We start from the raw sequence: 16982 nt of genomic DNA, 5'->3' as shown, positions 1-16982 counted from the left end.
CGTAGCGGCTGGCGCTTGACTCACCTAGATTTTCGATGGCTTTATCCTTGGATTTCGCAGCCATCCTGCGCCAGCAGCTCCCGGACCGATAGCATCCCGCGCAGCGATCGCTGCGCGGGCCGATCCCTCAATACGACATCACGCGGGTAGCCAGCCTGGAAATCGGCGTGCGCACCAGGCCCTCCACGCGCGGCGGCAGCAACATGGGCTTGAGCAGCATGCGCACGGCCAGATCCGCGGGCAGGCGGCGGCTGACCAGCTCGTAGATGCGCTGGGCCATGTCCTCGAACCGCGTGGCGCTGTCCGCGAAATAATCGCCCTTGTGCGCCCACACATGGCGCAGCGCCACGTCGGAATCGCTTTCGCGCAGCTCCTTGAGCCGGCCGTACAGCGCGCCGGCGATGCGCGCGCGTCCCACGGGCGCCTCCTGCTGCAGCTCCTTGAAGTATTTGAGGAAGTGCTTGTAGTGGCTGACCTCGTCGTTGCGGATATGGCCCAGCAGTTCGGTCAGCACCGGCTCGTCGCTGAGCTCACGCAGCGTGTGGTAGTAGGCGGTGGTGCCAGTTTCCACCACGCAGCGCGCCACCATTTCCAGGCGCTGGTCGGGGTAGAGCTCCTCCACCGTGCAGAGCTTGGAGTATTCGCCGAAGAAGCTGTCATAGGCCTGCTGCCACGGAAAGCGCGGCCATACGGCTTCGACATAGGCGCGCAGCGCCCGTCCGTGCTGCAGCTCCTCGGCCTCCCAGTGGTCCTTGAGCCAGGCGCTGATTTCGGGATAGGCCGCATAGTGCTCGGCCAGATTGGTCGCATAGGTATCCGAGCCTGTTTCGATGAACGAGGCGCTCATCAGCAGGAAGAACATGTCCTCGCTGTGCTCTATGGCCTGGCGGTCGATGCGCGAGAAATCGAGATCCTCGACGCGCCAGTGCGCGGAACCCGCCGCGCGGTGGGTTTCGCCCGCAACTGGCGAGGCCTGTGCATGGAGGGAATGGCGTTGGATGGATGGCATCGAATCAAGAATGAGCCGGTACCTGCAGTGCCCGGTGCTTCCAGGCGGCAGGCTGCGGCGTTGCAAGCAATGGCGACATGCCATCTTGATGACAATGCGCGGCCATTCCGTGTCAGCCTATGCCGACACTGCTAGGCTCCGACAAGTCCTGAAACACAATTTTTCGCTGCCCTTCCATGGATTTACGTGCCCTGCGCTACTTCATCACCGTGCTGGAAGCCGGTTCCCTCTCGCGTGCCGCGCATTCGCTGTATGTGGCCCAGCCCGCGCTCACGGCACAGATCAAGAAGCTGGAAGCCGAACTGGGCACCCAGTTGCTGGAGCGCAGCCATGCGGGCGTCACGCCCACGCCCGCCGGCAACCAGCTGTACGAGGATGCGCGCCGCCTGCTGTCGGATGCCGATGCCATGTGCGAGCGCCTGCAGCGCCTGCCCCAGGGGCCCGAGGGCTCGGTCACCATCGCCATGCCGTTCCTGCTCACCAGCCTGCTCATGGGGCCGGTGATTGCCGGCCTGCGCGAGACGCACCCGCGCATCCACGTGTTCGTGCTCGACGATCTGAGCCTCATGGTGCAAAAGGCCATGCTGGACCGCCGCGCGGATCTGGGCATTCTCGTGGACACGCCGAGCCTGCAGGAGCTGCAGCTCACCCCCCTGGCCAGCGAAGCCATCTTCTTTTGCGGCCGCGATGCCAACGGGTCCGTTGCGCCGGTGCTGCAGCCATCACAGACCGCTGCCGGCACTGCCGCGGCGTCTTCCTATCCCTGCATAGACTTTGCCGATGCCGCGGCGCAGCCACTGGTGCTGCAGTCGCGCCGCTTCGCGATCCGCCAGGCCGTGGAAAATGCCGCCGCGCAGCGCCAGGCACGCCTGAACATCGTGCACGAGCATGATTCGGCCCGCGTGATCCGCTCGCTCTACCATTGCGGCGCCGGCTTCACCTTCACGCCGGCCTGCTCGCTGGCCGAGGCCCTGCCCTGGCGACCCCAGGCCCCGCGTGCTGCCACCGACCCGCAGTGGATCGTGGCCCAGGTCGTCAATCCGTCGCTGCAGCGCCACTACCACCTGGCCCAGCATCCGGGCAAAGCCGGCGATGCCGCCGTGCAGGTCGTGCGCCATGCCGTGGTGCAGCATGCGCGCAGCCTGATCGACAGCGGCATCTGGCAGGCCCGGTGGCTCCACGAAGCCCGGCCTTGAACGGCAGGCGTCTGGGGTCCGGTGCCTACTGACAAACCCTAGGCCGGACCGGCTCCGGCAAGTTCCGCCATCGTCAAACCTCCGCAGGCATTGGATTTCAACAGCCATCAAATTATTTGATGGAGCTGAATCAGCAAACAGTATTTCCTTGATCACCGCAGATTTTGGGACAGTGCATCCATGGCCGCGACGGCCCACCTGAGCCTTTCCCAACACCAGACCGGAGCATGCCAACACCGGCGGCTCCACAGAGACAAGGACTGTCATGATTTCCAAGGACCTGCCCCAGCCCGGCGCACCGATTCCCAATGTCGGCGAACTGGTCGCCCGCAGCTGCCAGCTCTATGCATCGCATCCTGCCGTGACCAGCGCCGCCAAAAGCGTGACCTACGGCCAGCTCGAAAAGCGCTCCAACCAGCTGGCCAATGCGCTGCAGGCCAAGGGGCTGGCACGCGGCGACCGCGTCGGCATCTATCTGGCCAACTGCGTGGAAATCGTGGAGCTGGAGCTGGCCTGCTACAAGGCCGGCCTGATCAAGGCACCGTTCAATGCCCGCCTGTCGCCGCGCGAGGTCGGCGAGATTGCCGCCAACAGCGATGCGGCACTGATCGTGACCACCGCCGAGCGGGCCGAAGCCTTCCGGCCCCATCTGCAGAACCCCGCCGTCCAGTTGCTGCTGCTCGACGGCCCGGCCGGCGACAACTACGAAGCCGCTCTGGCGGCCGCCAGCGACCGGTTCGAGCCCGTGGCCGTGCACGAGCACGAAGTGGCCGTGCTGCACTACACCTCGGGCTCCTCGGGCGTGCTCAAGGCCGCCATGCAGACCTTCGGCAACCGGCTGGCCCAGCTGCGCAAGTTCCTGATGCGCGGCGAAGGCATGCATGCCGGCCACATCCTGGGCCTGGTCGGTCCCGTGACCCATGCCTCTGGCATGCAGATGATGCCGGCCCTGTGCACGGGCGCCACCATCCATCTGTTCTCGGGCTTCGAGCCTGCGCGCTTCATGGCGGAGATGCAGCAGCGCCGCGTCACCCACACCTTCATGGTTCCGACCATGATCAACATGCTGCTGGCCGAGACCCAGGGCCGGTACCGGCCCCTGCCCGACCTGCTGCGCCTGGGCTATGGCGCCGCTCCCATGGCGCCCGCTCGCATCATGCAGGCCATGGACGTTTTCGGCCCCGTGCTCTCGCAAGGCTACGGCGCCGGTGAAACCACATCGGGCGTCTGCGCACTCACCGTGCAGGACCATCTGTATGCGCGTGCGGCCAGGCCCGAGCTGCTGGCATCCTGCGGCCGGCCGTTCCTGGAGTCCCGGGTCGAAGTCGTGGACGATGACGGCCACCCGGTGGCCCGGGGCGAGGTGGGCGAGATCGTGGTCAGCGGCGCCGACGTGTTTGCCGGCTACTGGCGCGCACCCGAGCTGACGGCCGAGGTGCTGAAAAACGGCCGCTACCACACGGGCGACCTGGCGCGCGTGGACGACGAGGGCTTTGTTTACATCGTGGACCGCAAGAAGGACATGGTCATCAGCGGCGGCTTCAATGTCTATCCGTCCGAAGTCGAGGCCGTGCTCTACGAGCATGCCCATGTGGCCGATGCCTGCGTGTTCGCCATTCCCGACGACAAATGGGGGGAGGCCGTGGCCGCGCACATCGTGCTCAAGCCCGGCCAGCAGCCCGACAGCGCGGCCATAGACCGCTTCTGCGCCGAACGCCTGGGCGGATTCAAGCGCCCGCGCCATATCGAATTCGTGCAGCAGCTGCCCAAGAATCCCAACGGCAAGGTCATGCGCAAAGCCGTGCAGGCCCCGTACTGGAGCAACCTCAGCCGCAAGGTGAACTGAAATGAATGCCAAAGACATGCAAGCTGCTTCCCAGCGCCCAGGCGACCTGATCGAGATGCCCTTCGAAGGCTCGCCGCGTGCAGCCGAGCTGATCGCCAAGCTCAATGACTTTCTCCACGGCGAGCTGGCAGAGCTGGCCCGCGAACATGGCATAGACCACGAGCACAGCCCCGGCAAGGAGCTGCTGCGCAAGGTCTGGAAGCGCTCCCACGCGCTGGGCTTTTACGGCATGACCCTGCCCCAGGCCATGGGCGGCGAAGGGCTGACCGTGCTCGACCAGGTGCTGATCAAGGAAGCCATCTACGCCAGCGGCTCGCCGTTTGCCCCCCATGTGCTGGGCGAGCTCAGCGGCCCGCCGCGCGTCGGTGCCCTGGTGCGCAAGGCCACGCCCGAGCAGATGGAAAAATTCATCCTGCCCGTGGCACGCGCCGAAAAATCCATCTGCTTTGCGCTGACCGAAGCTGGCGCCGGCTCCGATGCCGGTGCGCTGGAAACCCGTGCCGAGCTGGACGGCGACAGCTATGTGCTCAGCGGCAGAAAGCGCTTCATCTCGGGCTCGCCGTTTGCAGACTTTGCCGTTCTCATGGCGTCCACCGCGCCCCAGGGCTCGGAGCAGCGCGAGATCAGCGCCTTCTTCGTGGACCTCACGGCCGAGGGCGTCGAAGTCGTCAGCGGCTACAAGACCATGGCCGGCCAGTCCCACACGGGCGACATCCTGCTGGACAAGGTGCGTGTACCAGCCGCTCACATGATCGGCGAGCCGGGCCGCGGCCTGGCCCTGGCGCTGGGCCGCATCACGGTCAACCGCCTGCTGCACTGCCCTGCCATGCTGGGCCTGGCCCAATGCGCCCTGCGCGACGCGCGTGACTATGCGCTGGCACGCCAGCAGTTCGGCCGCAGCATTGCCCAGTTCCAGTCCATACAGCACATGCTGGCCGACATGGCCACGGAGTGGACGGCCGCGCGGGCCCTGATGATCCAGACCGCGCGCGCCATCGATGCGGGCATCGACGCGCGCGCCCAGGCATCGATGAGCAAGCTGTTCTGCTCCGAAAAAGCCTTTGCGATTGCCGACCGAGCGGTGCAGATCCATGGCGGCGAAGGCATCGTCCAGGGCCGGCGCGTGGAATTCCTGTTCCGCATGCTGCGCATGTACCGCGTGCTGACGGGCACCAGCGAGATCCAGCGCAACACCATTGCCAAGGAACTGCTCGCGGCGCCCGGCAGCCAGATTGGCTGACGCATAGGCCGCGCCAAGACCGCAGCGGCATAGACAAAAGGAGACAAGAATGAACACCCTCTCACGCCGACAGCTTCTGGCCCGCGCCATGGGCGCGGCGCTGCTTCCGTCCTTTCTTCCCATGGCCGGCGCGCTCGCTGCAAGACCGGCCCTGGCCCAGGCGCCCTATCCCAGCCGGCCCGTCAAATGGCTGGTGCCCTATCTGGCTGCCACGGGACCGGATATCGCCGCGCGCATTCTGGCCGAGGCCGTAGGCCCCCTCCTCGGACAGCCCATCGTCATCGAGAACCGTGCCGGCGCCGCAGGCAATATCGGCACCCGCGTGGCCGCCAAGTCCCCCGCCGACGGATACACCCTGCTCTACACCGGCACGCCGCTGGCCGCCAACATGCACATCTACAAGAATCCGGGCTACGACGCGCTCAAGGATTTCCGCCACATCATGCGCCTGAGCAGTTCGGACGTCGGTCTGGTGGTCCATGCGGATTCCGACATCCGCACGCTGGACGACCTGCTGGCCAGGCTCAAGGCCAATCCCGGCCAGGTCGACTATGCCTCGGGCGGCATAGGCACGCCCTCGCACCTGGGCATGGAGCAGTTCCTGAGCGCCACCAGAACAAAGGCCATGCATGTGCCCTACAAGGGAGCCTCCGAACTGGTCAACGCCATCCTGGGCCACCAGGTCGTCTTTGGCATGCCCATCTTTGCGGCGGCCCATCCCATGATCAAGGCCGGCAAGCTGCGCGCCCTGGCCATTGCCGGCCCCAGGCGCAATCCCGTCGCACCCCAGGTGCCGACGCTGACCGAGCTTGGCGTACCGGGCGTGGAGCTGACTTCCTGGGGCGGCCTGTCGGTGCCGGCAGGCACGCCCGACGCCGTGGTGAACGCGATCTACAAGGCGTTTTCCGAAGCGCTCAGGCAACCTGCGGTGATTGCCGCGTTGCAGGAAAACGGCGGCCTCGTCGATGTGAGGGATTCGGCTTCCTTCGTCCAGAACATCCGCCAGGAAATGCAGCTGACCGAGGCCATGATGAAGAAAGTGGGGCTGCAGCCCATCTGACGGGGTTCATGGCCCGGCGGATTGACACCGGGCGCCGCCTCGGTATTCAGTATTCCAGCGTCTGGACGCCCCGGGCCGTGCCCAGCAGGCACACGGCAGCCTTCTGGTGGGCAAAGACGCCGACGGTGACCACACCGGGCCACTGGTTGACCTCCGACTCGAACGCCAGGGGATCGGCAATCTTCAGGCCGCGCACGTCGAGAATGTGCTGGCCGTTGTCGGTCACCAGCGGTGCGCCGTCCTTCATGCGGATCTGCGCGTGGATCCCCGATTGCCCGCCCAGGGCCTCGAAACGGCGGGCAATCTGCCCCGCGGCCATGGGGATCACTTCCACGGGCAGCGGGAAGGCGCCCAGCACGTCCACGCGCTTGGATTCGTCGGCGATGCAGACAAAACGGTCCGCCAGCGCGGCCACGATCTTCTCGCGCGTCAGGGCCGCGCCGCCGCCCTTGACCATGTAGCCCTTGCCGTCGATCTCGTCGGCGCCGTCGATATAGACCGCCAGGCGCTGCACCTCGTTGGCATCGAGCACCTTGATGCCCAGGGCCTTCAGGCGCTCGGTGCTGGCCACGGAGCTGGAGACGGCGCCGGGAATGCTGTCCTTGACCGTGGCCAGTGCGTCAATGAACTTGTTGACCGTGGAGCCTGTGCCCACGCCCACGATCTCGCCGGGGGCCACGTATTTCAGGGCCGCCTGGCCCACCAGGGTTTTGAGTTCGTCTTGGGAATATTGGGAGGCAGAGGAAGCAGCAGCTGTCGTCATGAGTGAAAATCCAGGTAATCCCGCGATTATCCCTATGTCCTTTATTCCTTACTCCCTGACACGCCCTATCCTGTTCGGCATGGATCCCGAAGCCGCCCACGACTTCACCATGAATCTCATGGCCAGGGGCCAGAACACGCCGCTGCAATGCGCCTGGTCGCGCCCCATGGTCGACGATCCCATCGAGCTGGCCGGCCTCCGATTCCCGAACCGCGTGGGCATGGCCGCAGGCCTGGACAAGAACGCACGCTGCATCGATGCGCTGGCTGCCATGGGCTTCGGCTTCGTGGAGGTCGGCACCGTCACGCCGCGCCCCCAGCCCGGCAACCCCAAGCCGCGCATGTTCCGCATCCCCGAGAAAAAGGCGCTGATCAACCGCCTGGGCTTCAACAACGAGGGCCTGGATGCCTTTCTGGCCAATGTGCGCCGCTCCCGGGTCCGTGCCAGCGGCAAGCCCATGCTGCTGGGCCTCAATATCGGCAAGAACGCCACCACGCCCATCGAGGAAGCCACCGGCGACTACCTCAAGGCGCTCGACGGCGTGTACCCGCATGCCGACTATGTGACGGTCAACATCAGCTCCCCCAACACCAAGAACCTGCGCGCCCTGCAAAGCGACGAGGCGCTGGACAGCCTGCTGGGCGCCATCGCCGGGCGCCGCGAGCAACTGGCCGCGCAGCATGCGAAGCGCGTTCCCGTATTCGTGAAAATCGCTCCCGATCTGGTGGAGGAGCAGATTGGCGTGATCGCCGCCACCCTGCAGCGCCACGGCATGGATGGCGTGATCGCCACCAACACCACCATCAGCCGCCAGGCCGTGCAGGGCCTGCCGCATGCCCAGGAAACCGGCGGCCTGTCAGGCGCGCCCGTGCTCGAGGCCAGCAACCAGGTGATACGCCAGCTGCGCTCGGCCCTGGGCAGCCACTTTCCCATCATCGGCGTGGGCGGCATCCTCAGCGGCGCCGATGCGGTCAGCAAGATCCGCGCAGGCGCCGATGTGGTACAGATCTACAGCGGCCTGATCTATCGCGGCCCCGATCTGGTGCCCGAAGCCGCGCGTGCCATCGCCCAGATGCGTTGATGGCCAAAGCCGTCTTCCGCCTCGGCTCGCCATAAAAAAACAGCCTGTGGAAACAGGCTGTTTTTTGGAATGCCGCGCCTCAGGAGCGGCTCTTCTGCTGCAGCTTGAGAATCCAGGGCAGCAAGACGCTGCCGAGCCGAAAGAGCTTGCGCGGCCCGACCACCACCGCCGCAGCGCCTGCGGCAGCAACGGCGATGGGATGCAGCCGCGTGAAGCTGACAATACGCTCCACCAGCGGGGCATCCGGGCGTACCCGCGTTTCCTGCGTGCTTGCCAGTGCACGGGCCTGCGCATGCGCGGCGGCCCGCGCCCTCAGCCGTTCACGCTGCACCGCAATGCGCCGCAGCACTTCCTGCTGTGCCGGCGTCGCGCGCTCCCAGAGCGCCAAGTCAACGCCTACAGGAATGCCTGCGGAGGAAGTCGATTTGGAATCGGCCATGGCTACAGCTTCTCCTTCAATGCTCTCCAGTCCGTCATCAGCTCATGGCGGGTAAGCTCGAACGGCTGCGACAGCTGGCGCGCAGCGGCAATCAAGCGCCACAAGGCCAAGGCCCAGACCACCAGCCATCCAAGGGCCAGCAGCCAGCCGGCCGTGATGCGATGCTCCGTATCCCAGAACTGCACCATCACGGCCATGGTCAATGCCAGCAGCACGACCACCGTCAATCCGCCAAGCACCAGGCCCACAATCAGCAGCGTCTGCAGGCTGCGCCTGTGCTGCTGCCACTCGAGACGTGCCAGGTCGGCCCGGTCTTCGGCAGCCAGCGCAGTCTCGATCAGGGCGGCACGGCAACGGGCCGCCCAGGCATCCAGTCCCAGAAGTGAAACCCAATTCACTGGTCTGTATCCGCTTTGGTGTCTGAAGCCGGCTGCGCGATCAACGGCGGCCCAGCATGAAGCCCAGCAGGGCTCCCACGGCCAGGGCGGCGCCGGCGACGCGCCAGGGTTCATCGCGCGCATAGCGGTCGGCGGCATCGACCGCATCCCGCGCCTGGCGCGCGGCCTCCTGGGCTGCACGCACGGCCGACTCGCGCACATTGCTCATGCCGTCGTCGATGCGCTGACGCAGCAGATGGATATCCGGTACCTTGTCCAGTTCCTTGGCGGCAAGCAGGCCGCGCAGATCGTTGACCAGCTTTTCCAGATCTTCTTGGGCTGTGGAAACAGTGTCGGAAACAGAGCGGGACATATGCGACCTTTCTTGAAGAAATTATGGGATGCGGGCCTGCCAAACCCGCAGACTAAGCCATCGGCACTTGCCGCCCGCCAAGTCTGCCGACAGGCGCGCATCGCAAGGCACAGCTTGTATCGATCTTACAGAATTCGTAGCGCACTCCAAGCTTTCGAGGACTGACCGCCATGTCGGACATCTTCGGTACTATCCTGCTTGCCTTGCCGGGGCAGACGACCAGGCCGCTGCAGAAACCGGATCAGCGGGCCAGCATTGCCGCCACGTATTCGCCGATGGCCAGGCTGCTGGTCAGTCCCGGCGACTCTATGCCGAACAGCTGCACCACGCCCGGCACGCCGTGCTGGCCAGGGCCCTGGATCCAGAAATCCGCAGCAGGCGCACCAGGTCCGCTGATCTTCGGGCGGATGCCTGCATAGCCGCTGACCAGCGATCCGTCCTTCAGTGCAGGCCAGTAGCGGCGTATTTCGGCATAGAAGGTATCCGCGCGCCGGCCATCCACCTGCAGGTCCCGGGCGCTGTCCACCCATTGCACGTCCGGGCCGAACTTGGCCTGGCCGCCCAGATCCAGCGTCAGGTGCACGCCCAGTCCCGCCGCTTCCGGAACCGGATAGACCAGATGGCGAAACGGCGCCCTGCCCGTCAATGTGAAATAGTTGCCCTTGGCAAAAAAAGCCTCGGGCACATGCTGCTGCGCGAAGCCCTCAAAACGGCGCGCCAGGGCCGGAGCATTCAATCCCGCCGCATTGACCACCGTGGCCGCATGCAGCTGCATACCGTCGACCATGGTCAACAGAATGCCGTCGCTCAGTATCCGGGCTGCCTGCAGCGCCGCATGCAGCACCACCATGCCGCCCGCGTTCTCGAGATCGCCCTGCAGGCTCAGCATCAGCCCATGGCTGTCCACGATCCCGGTGCTGGGCGACAGCAGGGCGGCCTTGCAATGCAACGCCGGCTCCAGCGCCTTGGCCTCTGCGGCTTGCAGCCATTGCAGGTCGGCCACGCCATTGGCCGCAGCCTTGGCCTGGATGCCATGCAATTGCTGCACCTGCTCTGCGCTGGTCGCCACGATCAGCTTGCCGCAGCGCCGATGCTCCACTCCGCGTGTCTCGCAATATCGGTAGAGCAGCTCCTTGCCGCGCACGCACAGCATGGCCTTGAGCGAATCCTGGGGATAGTAGATTCCGGCATGGATGACCTCGCTGTTGCGCGAACTGGTTCCGGTGCCGATGGCATCTTCGGCTTCCAGAACCATGATTTCCCGGCCCGCCAATGCCAGAGCCCGGGCCACCGCGAGGCCGACCACGCCCGCACCCACCACCACACAATCGACACGATCCACCATATCTACAGCCATTCATGCAATTTCACTTCGCGAGAAATATGCCACAGGCGGGGTGCGGACCAGAAGCGGCTAGTCATGGGGCAAGCCTCGCCAGCAACCGGTCCAGCGCCTGCCGGTACCGTTCGCTCAGCATTGGGGCTTCTCCAGGCCTGCCCCGTGCCGACGCCAGCGCCAAGCCGCTGCCATGCGCATGATCGATCAGTATGTCGCGCCACAGCACGGGCTCGGACGTGATAGCGGCCAACTGCGCCGTCAGGTGATCGGTGATCTGCCGGCTGACCCCGGCAAAAGCAGCGGGTTCGGAAAAGATGGCCAGCGTCAGCTGGGGGTGCCTGCCCACCGCATCGTGATAGCGGCACAGCAGCCCTCGGATGACCTCCAGCGGGGCTACGCCCTCTTCCTGTCCGTCCATCACTTCGCCATAGATGCGGTCCGAGAGTGCCCGCAACAGTGCGGCATGGTCCTGCACATGGTGATAAAGACTCATGGGCGTGACGCCCAGCCGCGCAGCCAGGGCGCGCATGCTCAGTCCCTTGCCGCCGCCCTCTTCCAGCAGCTCCAGCGCCGCGGCCAGAATGCTCTCCCGGTTCACGCCCGCTCCCTGGGCCGGGCGGCCACGCGGGCGGCTCATGGTGCCCGCCGATAGGTGGACTGCACCAGGCCCGAGGCAAAGCTTCGGCTGGCCACCAGCGTCCAGTCGATGTCGTGCGGCACGGCGCCGAACAGCGGGCGGCCCGCGCCCAGCAGCACAGGCACCGTGGTGATGACCATGTCGCTGACCAGGCCCTCGCGCAGGAAGGACTGGATCAGCTGCCCGCCGTCCACGTAGATGCGGCGCACGTTCTGCTGCGCCAGCTCCTCCAGCAGCTGCCGGGGCGTTTGCGCGGCGAACCGCACCTTGCCGCGCAGCGCCTCGGGCACGACCGTGCCGGCCAGCTGGCGCGACAGCACGACGACCGGGCGGTCGTAGGGCCAGGGGTCAAAGCCGGCCACGGCCTCGTAGGTGCCGCGGCCCATCACGATCAGATCCTTGTCGGCGATGAAGTCGTGGTAGCCGTGGTCCTCGGCGGGATCGTCGCGCCGCAGCAGCCAGGCGATGTCGCCGTCGGGGCGGGCGATGAAGCCGTCGAGGCTGGTGGCGATGAAAACATGGGCAGTGACCATGGAATACTCCTTTATTTATACATTGTATATTTTAAAGAAGAGACCCATGAAAAAGGCCACGGACGCCGGGCGTCCGTGGCCTTTTGAGCCTGGGCGAGAAAGCCGCTCAGTGGCTGCTGTCGATGGTCTTCACATGCTCGGCCACCTGCGCTGCCGTCACGTCGCCGGGGCGGCCGCCCCAGGTCTGGCGCATGTAGTTGACCAGGTCGGCCATCTCCTCGTCGCTCAGCCTGTCAGCAAAGCCGGGCATGGCCTGCATGCGCTCGCCGTGGGCCAGGTCGCGCTCATGCACGCCCTCGCGGATCACCCGGATCAGGTTGATCGGCGTGGGGAACATGGCCGTGGTGTTGGTGCTCATGGGCACGGACGAGTGCGGCTGGCCCGCGCCCTGCGCGCCGTGGCAGCCCGCACACAAGCCCAGGTACAGGTGCTCGCCCTTGACGTTGACCTGGCCTTCGGGCACGGCGGCAAGCTGCGCGTTGGGGCCGGGCATCTCGCGGTTCTGCGTCAGGTAGGCGGCCATGGCGCGCACGTCCGCCTCGGCCATGCGCGAGGTCGAATGGTCCAGCACCGAAGCCATGCGGAAGGTCATCACGCCCTGCGGCGACACGCCGGTGCGGAAGAACCTGACCAGATCGTCCTTGGTCCAGCCGCGCTGGCTCAGGGCATCTGGCGTGATGGCCGGAGCGTACGAGCCTTCGATGGTATTGCCTTCCAGGTAGCGCGAGGCGTCCATGGCAAACGTGGCCGTGCGCGGGCTGTGGCACTCGGCACAATGGCCCAGCACATCCACCAGATATTTGCCGCGCACCAGTTCATCCACGGACATGTCGAATTCCCTGGCTGCGGGGCGGTTGAGCGCATTCCACATGGCCACGGCCGGACGGATGCTGAACGGGAAATGCATCTCGCTGGGCTTGTTGGCCACTTCGACCGCGGGCTGCTTCATCAGCCACACCCACAGCGCATCGACGTCGGCGCGCGTGACCTGGTGGTAGCTGGCATACGGCATGGCCGGATACAGATTCTTGCGGCCGGGGGCGATGCCGGCTGCCACCGCGCGGTACAGGTCGTCGGCCGTCCAGTTGCCGATGCCGTGCTCCTTGGACGGCGAGATGTTGGTGCCGTAGAGCGTGCCCATGGGCGTGACCATGGGCACGCCGCCCGCGAGCTCCGCGCCTGTGGTCGGCGAGCTATGGCAGGCCGCGCAGTCGCCGGCGCGGAACACCTGCTCGCCGCGCTTGTACAGCGCATCGAACTCCTTGGCATCCAGCTTGGCAAAGTCCACCGTCGCCGGCGGCACGCTGCTGGAGCTGCCCCACCAGTACATGCCGCCTGCCACCAGCACGCCGGCCACCACGGCCAGGCCCAGGCCCTTGATCCAGCTGCGTTTAGCCATTGTTCACCACCTCCTTGGTGCGCTTGCCCGTGGTCAGGCCCGGCGTCTTCAGGATCACGTCGCGCACGGCGTTGTAATAGCGCACGTAGCCGGTGCAGCGGCAGATGTGGGGCTCGAGCTGCTGCTCGATGGCCTTTTCCACGTCGTCGGCGGGCACGGGATGCTTCTCGAGCTTTTCCACCAGCACGGTGGCCGAGTTCACGAAGCCCGGCGTGCAGTAGCCGCACTGGAAGGAGTAGTGCTCCAGGAAGGCCTTCTGCACCGGCGACGGATGGACCACGCCCTTGTCGTCCACCGAGGCGATGCCCTCGACGGTGCGGATGGTCTTGCCATTGAGCCAGGTCACGCCGGTCACGCAGGCGGGCACGGTGATGGAGCCCTTCTCCGGGTCGTCCACGATGATGGTGCAGGCGCGGCACACGCCCTGGCCGCAGCCCAGGCGGGTGCCGTTCATGCCCGCGTATTCCTGCAGGAACTCGATCATCATCAAGTCCTTGGGAACGTCGACGGGGCCTACTTTTTTGCGGTTGATGGTGGCAGAGAATTGGATGCGGTCGGAGGACATCACAGGGCCTCTTTGATCTTGTCGGGGGTCACGGGGGTGGCATGGAAGCGCTTGCCGGTGGCGTGGGCGATGGCGTTGACGCAGGCGGCGACCACCGGAATCATCACCACCTCGGCCATGCCCTTGGGCGGGTCGGTGCGCGACAGCGGCGGCAGCACCACGCCCTCGGCCTTCCACACGGCCACTTCGCTGGCACGCGGCACGTGGTAGCGGTTCAAGCTCCACTGGCCGTTGCCGGGGCCGGTCTCGTGGCGCGGCAAGTCTTCGTACAGCGCGTGGCCTATGCCCATGGCCACGCCGCCCTGGATCTGGCCCGAGACCAGCTCGGGCACGATCTGCGTGCCGCATTCCAGCCAGGTCTTGTGCGAGAGGATGTTCACTTTGCCCGTACCCGGAGCCACGGACAGCTCCACCATGGTCGCGCAAGGCGCGTAGTACACCGTGCCCGCGTTGGTGCGCTGCACCGGAGGGTAGTAGACCTTGTCGCGCGCGATGAAGGCGTAGCCGCCATGCTTCATGGAGGCCTTCTTGGCATCGCTCGCACCCTTGCCGTACTGTACGGACAGCGCGTCGACCATGGCCTGGAACTTGCGGCCATCGACCGTGAAGTCGGCCTTGGCCCAGGCCCAGCGGTTGAAGGCATGCACGCACACGCCGGTCACGATGCCCAGCTCGTGCGCGCGGGCGGCCAGGCGCTCCAGGCTGAGCGGCTCCAGGCCTTCGGCCACGAGCATGCGGTCGCGCCACTCCAGCATGTCTTCGGTGACGGTGCTGGGCAGCAGCTGGCCGCCGCCTTCCTTGCTGGACCAGATGGACTGGGCCGCGGGCCACAGGCAGAGCTTGAGCAGCAGCTGCGCGGCCTGCTGCGTGGCGTGGCGGAAGTAGTAGGCCGAGTTCGAGGCCGACACCGGCGAGACCAGGCGCGGCGTCCAGGTCGGGTCCCTGGCCAGCTCGTCTTCCTTGGCCTGGGGCGTGGTGTAGGGCTCGTCCTTGGTGTGCAGCGGCAGGTTGTCCCACTGATTCACCGCAAAGTCCACGTCGTCCGCCGGGCGGCCCAGGAAGGGCTCGACCGCCACCAGCTGCGCCGTGGTGCTGCCGGTGCCGATCTCGGTGGCGATGTGGCGCATCCTGATGCGGCCCTCGGGCGTGATCTCGAGCTGTGCGATCGAGGCTTCCGCGCCCGTGCCGAAGTCCTTCTGCACCGCGCCGAAGCCTATGCCGTAGAGCAGGCCGGGGTTGGCCGCCTCGAAGTCGGCCTTGCGCTTGGCGCGCTCGGTCCACATCGGGTCCTTGGCGGCCATCTCGAGGATCTCGCCGATGCGCAGGTGGCCCGAGGGCGACGCGCCCTGGGTGTTCTTCATGCTGCTCTTGAGCACGTTGCGCTGGCGCAGTTCGATGGCGTCCAGGCCGATCTCCTGGGCGATCTCGTCGACCAGCATCTCGGTGTAGGCCATGGACTGCACCGTGCCGTAGCCGCGCATGGAGCCGGCCGTCACGCCGATGGAGGGATGCACCTCGGTCGACAGGTCGCTCTCGGGGAAGTAGTAGATGGACTGCGCCGCCGTCACCGCCACCGTGCCCACCGAGGGGCTGAAGTTGGCCACGCCGCCGCCGTCGCCCACCATGTGGCAGGTCAGCGCGTGGAACTTGCCGTCCTGGTCCACCGAGATCGCGGTCTCCACGTCGAAGGGATGGCGCTTGAGCGCGAACTGGAAATGCTTCCAGCGGTCCAGCGCCAGCCGCACCGGGCGGCCCTGGGCATACAGCGACGCCAGCGCCACGTAGAACGGGAAGGGATGGTGCTCCTTCTGGCCGTAGCCCACGGTGTAGGCGCTGATGTAGTCCAGCTGGTTCAAGGGCAGCCTGCTGTCCTTGAGCATGTGCATCACATGCTCGGCCGTGCCGTAGGGCGCCTGACTCGCCGCCACCATGTGCAGCGTGCCGCTGCCCTGCTCGTACCAAGCCAAGCCGTTCTCCATCTCCATGGCCACGTGCTCGATGGACTGGCTGTAGTACTTGCGGGCGAAGGTGCGCAGGCCTTCCCTGGGCTGCTTCATCTCGGCCTGGATGCGGGCCGACTCGCGCATCAGCGCGCCGAAAGCCGGGTGGTTCTGGTCGGGCCAGTGCACGCCCTTTTCGTCGAGCTGCGGCCAGATGACGGTGTTCTTCATCGGCGAGAACTTGTCCTCGCCATAGGCGTCCTCGCCCTGCACGCGCACATAGCGCGCGGCCACGTAGGGCGCGCGCGGCGGCTGGGCGGCCTCGGCGCCGAAGCGGAAGATGGCATCGTTGAAGCGCAGGCGCTGGTTGGCCACGCGGAACTTCTCGTAGTCGTGCCAAATGGCCACGGCCACCGGGTGGCCCAGCATGGGGGAAAGCTGGCCCTTCTTGACGAAGAACTCGCCGTAAAAGCCGGGATCGGGCATGCGCAGTCCGTCGGCGGCGATGGACTCTGCGTCGATCAGCACATCGGGCTGGTAGTCGCTGCCCAGCACCGACAGGTCCAGGCCTTCGTAGATGCGGTCGGCGCGCGGGATGTGGATGGTCAGCGCATGCGACTGCTTGTCGGGCCAGCCCTGCATGTCCCGGGCGCGCAGGTCGATGGCAAAGACCTTCTGCCCGGTGACCTTGGCCAGACCGTCGCGGCGGTAATTGAGCGTGTTGCCGCTGATCCAGTGGGTTTCCTGGCCCCCGGCGGGCGTGATCAATTCCGCGAGCGCGTCTTTGACCGGGCGCACGCTTGCAATCACGCCCATGGCGGCGGCAGCTTTCAGAAAACTGCGCCGATTCAAGTCCAGTTTGGACACGGTTCCAACTCCTTGCTGCAATGCGCACATGCAACAGCAAGGACTGGCGTGGGCACATCGCTAGATGACTGTGTATTCCCGAGCCTTCAGGCCCCGAGAGTCAAAAAGCAGGTGATAACGGCTGCTGTCACTGTAGGCATGTGCCCGCATTTCCACAACCTCAACCGTCCGCCACGCTTTGGTCTTTTAAAAGACTAAGAGGCGCGGAGTATAGAAACAGTGCTCGGATCTCGGGTGAGCGCTGCATAAATACAAGTTAAATACTCGGAAACTTGTCCTGCATCAATGATTTTCCCGGCGCATTGAGGCATCCACACA

General features: G+C 65.9%; 16 protein-coding genes. 5 read left to right on the top strand and 11 right to left on the bottom strand.

Going from position 1 to position 16982, the window contains the following annotated elements; all coding sequences use genetic code 11:
* Positions 1-127 precede the first annotated feature (127 nt).
* Complete coding sequence (locus Cte04_RS17790; protein WP_066481580.1) at positions 128-1009, bottom strand: ferritin-like domain-containing protein; 882 nt, start codon at positions 1007-1009, stop codon at positions 128-130.
* Positions 1010-1185: 176 nt separating this feature from the next.
* Here Cte04_RS17790 and Cte04_RS17785 point away from each other — a divergent pair, with 176 nt between their 5' ends.
* The 4 genes from Cte04_RS17785 to Cte04_RS17770 all read left to right on the top strand — a co-directional run bounded on the left by Cte04_RS17785 (position 1186) and on the right by Cte04_RS17770 (position 6351).
* Entirely contained in the window at positions 1186-2205 is a 1020-nt protein-coding gene (locus Cte04_RS17785) for a LysR family transcriptional regulator (RefSeq protein ID WP_066481571.1), read from the top strand.
* Positions 2206-2470: 265 nt separating this feature from the next.
* The gene (locus tag Cte04_RS17780) at positions 2471-4051 is read left to right on the top strand and encodes a class I adenylate-forming enzyme family protein (RefSeq protein WP_066481567.1); all 1581 of its coding nucleotides are present in this window, start codon (positions 2471-2473) and stop codon (positions 4049-4051) included.
* Between the two features lies 1 nt (position 4052).
* Complete coding sequence (locus tag Cte04_RS17775) at positions 4053-5291, top strand: acyl-CoA dehydrogenase family protein (RefSeq protein WP_066481561.1); 1239 nt, start codon at positions 4053-4055, stop codon at positions 5289-5291.
* 49 nt (positions 5292-5340) lie between these two features.
* Positions 5341-6351: a Bug family tripartite tricarboxylate transporter substrate binding protein gene (locus Cte04_RS17770; protein ID WP_066481559.1), complete on the top strand. Its 1011-nt coding sequence runs from the start codon at positions 5341-5343 to the stop codon at positions 6349-6351.
* 46 nt (positions 6352-6397) lie between these two features.
* Here Cte04_RS17770 and rpiA read toward each other — a convergent pair whose 3' ends face one another.
* Positions 6398-7114: a ribose-5-phosphate isomerase RpiA gene (gene rpiA / locus Cte04_RS17765; RefSeq protein WP_066481556.1), complete on the bottom strand. Its 717-nt coding sequence runs from the start codon at positions 7112-7114 to the stop codon at positions 6398-6400.
* 34 nt (positions 7115-7148) lie between these two features.
* Here rpiA and Cte04_RS17760 point away from each other — a divergent pair, with 34 nt between their 5' ends.
* A complete protein-coding gene (locus tag Cte04_RS17760; protein ID WP_066481551.1) occupies positions 7149-8195 on the top strand; it encodes a quinone-dependent dihydroorotate dehydrogenase in 1047 nt (348 codons plus the stop codon).
* Between the two features lie 79 nt (positions 8196-8274).
* Here Cte04_RS17760 and Cte04_RS17755 read toward each other — a convergent pair whose 3' ends face one another.
* The 9 genes from Cte04_RS17755 to Cte04_RS17715 form a co-directional block, all read right to left on the bottom strand.
* On the bottom strand, positions 8275-8634 hold the full coding sequence (locus Cte04_RS17755; RefSeq protein WP_066481548.1) for a hypothetical protein: 360 nt from the start codon (positions 8632-8634) through the stop codon (positions 8275-8277).
* A gap of 2 nt (positions 8635-8636) precedes the next feature.
* Entirely contained in the window at positions 8637-9032 is a 396-nt protein-coding gene (locus Cte04_RS17750) for a phage holin family protein (RefSeq protein ID WP_066481543.1), read from the bottom strand.
* Positions 9033-9072: 40 nt separating this feature from the next.
* Positions 9073-9384, bottom strand: a complete 312-nt coding sequence (locus tag Cte04_RS17745; protein ID WP_066481538.1) for a glycine zipper domain-containing protein — start codon at positions 9382-9384, stop codon at positions 9073-9075.
* Positions 9385-9625: 241 nt separating this feature from the next.
* Complete coding sequence (locus Cte04_RS17740) at positions 9626-10729, bottom strand: NAD(P)/FAD-dependent oxidoreductase (protein WP_066481535.1); 1104 nt, start codon at positions 10727-10729, stop codon at positions 9626-9628.
* Between the two features lie 73 nt (positions 10730-10802).
* Positions 10803-11360, bottom strand: a complete 558-nt coding sequence (locus tag Cte04_RS17735) for a TetR/AcrR family transcriptional regulator (protein WP_066481531.1) — start codon at positions 11358-11360, stop codon at positions 10803-10805.
* Positions 11357-11893, bottom strand: coding sequence for a dihydrofolate reductase family protein (locus Cte04_RS17730; protein ID WP_066481515.1), 537 nt, complete (start codon positions 11891-11893; stop codon positions 11357-11359). The genes Cte04_RS17735 and Cte04_RS17730 overlap by 4 nt, the downstream gene beginning before the upstream one ends.
* Before the next feature lie 106 nt (positions 11894-11999).
* On the bottom strand, positions 12000-13292 hold the full coding sequence (locus Cte04_RS17725) for a cytochrome c (RefSeq protein ID WP_066481510.1): 1293 nt from the start codon (positions 13290-13292) through the stop codon (positions 12000-12002).
* Entirely contained in the window at positions 13285-13857 is a 573-nt protein-coding gene (locus Cte04_RS17720; protein ID WP_066481499.1) for a (2Fe-2S)-binding protein, read from the bottom strand. Before Cte04_RS17720 ends, Cte04_RS17725 begins: the two co-directional genes overlap by 8 nt.
* On the bottom strand, positions 13857-16664 hold the full coding sequence (locus Cte04_RS17715) for a xanthine dehydrogenase family protein molybdopterin-binding subunit (protein ID WP_066481488.1): 2808 nt from the start codon (positions 16662-16664) through the stop codon (positions 13857-13859). Before Cte04_RS17715 ends, Cte04_RS17720 begins: the two co-directional genes overlap by 1 nt.
* Between the last annotated feature and the right edge of the window lie 318 nt (positions 16665-16982).

The sequence above is a fragment of the Comamonas terrae genome (assembly GCF_001544075.1).
Taxonomy (GTDB): domain Bacteria; phylum Pseudomonadota; class Gammaproteobacteria; order Burkholderiales; family Burkholderiaceae_C; genus Comamonas; species Comamonas terrae.
This window is presented reverse-complemented; position numbering and strand designations above follow the sequence as displayed.

Bases quoted from the DNA above. Each gene is read 5' to 3' on its own strand.
- Cte04_RS17770 (WP_066481559.1), top strand. From the start codon at position 5,341: ATGAACACCCTCTCACGCCGACAGCTTCTGGCCCGCGCCATGGGCGCG.
- Cte04_RS17755 (WP_066481548.1), bottom strand. From the start codon at position 8,634: ATGGCCGATTCCAAATCGACTTCCTCCGCAGGCATTCCTGTAGGCGTT.
- Cte04_RS17720 (WP_066481499.1), bottom strand. From the start codon at position 13,857: ATGTCCTCCGACCGCATCCAATTCTCTGCCACCATCAACCGCAAAAAA.
- Cte04_RS17725 (WP_066481510.1), bottom strand. From the start codon at position 13,292: ATGGCTAAACGCAGCTGGATCAAGGGCCTGGGCCTGGCCGTGGTGGCC.
- Cte04_RS17735 (WP_066481531.1), bottom strand. From the start codon at position 11,360: ATGAGCCGCCCGCGTGGCCGCCCGGCCCAGGGAGCGGGCGTGAACCGG.
- rpiA (WP_066481556.1), bottom strand. From the start codon at position 7,114: ATGACGACAGCTGCTGCTTCCTCTGCCTCCCAATATTCCCAAGACGAA.
- Cte04_RS17730 (WP_066481515.1), bottom strand. From the start codon at position 11,893: ATGGTCACTGCCCATGTTTTCATCGCCACCAGCCTCGACGGCTTCATC.
- Cte04_RS17740 (WP_066481535.1), bottom strand. From the start codon at position 10,729: ATGGTGGATCGTGTCGATTGTGTGGTGGTGGGTGCGGGCGTGGTCGGC.
- Cte04_RS17790 (WP_066481580.1), bottom strand. From the start codon at position 1,009: ATGCCATCCATCCAACGCCATTCCCTCCATGCACAGGCCTCGCCAGTT.
- Cte04_RS17760 (WP_066481551.1), top strand. From the start codon at position 7,149: ATGTCCTTTATTCCTTACTCCCTGACACGCCCTATCCTGTTCGGCATG.
- Cte04_RS17780 (WP_066481567.1), top strand. From the start codon at position 2,471: ATGATTTCCAAGGACCTGCCCCAGCCCGGCGCACCGATTCCCAATGTC.
- Cte04_RS17745 (WP_066481538.1), bottom strand. From the start codon at position 9,384: ATGTCCCGCTCTGTTTCCGACACTGTTTCCACAGCCCAAGAAGATCTG.
- Cte04_RS17775 (WP_066481561.1), top strand. From the start codon at position 4,053: ATGAATGCCAAAGACATGCAAGCTGCTTCCCAGCGCCCAGGCGACCTG.
- Cte04_RS17785 (WP_066481571.1), top strand. From the start codon at position 1,186: ATGGATTTACGTGCCCTGCGCTACTTCATCACCGTGCTGGAAGCCGGT.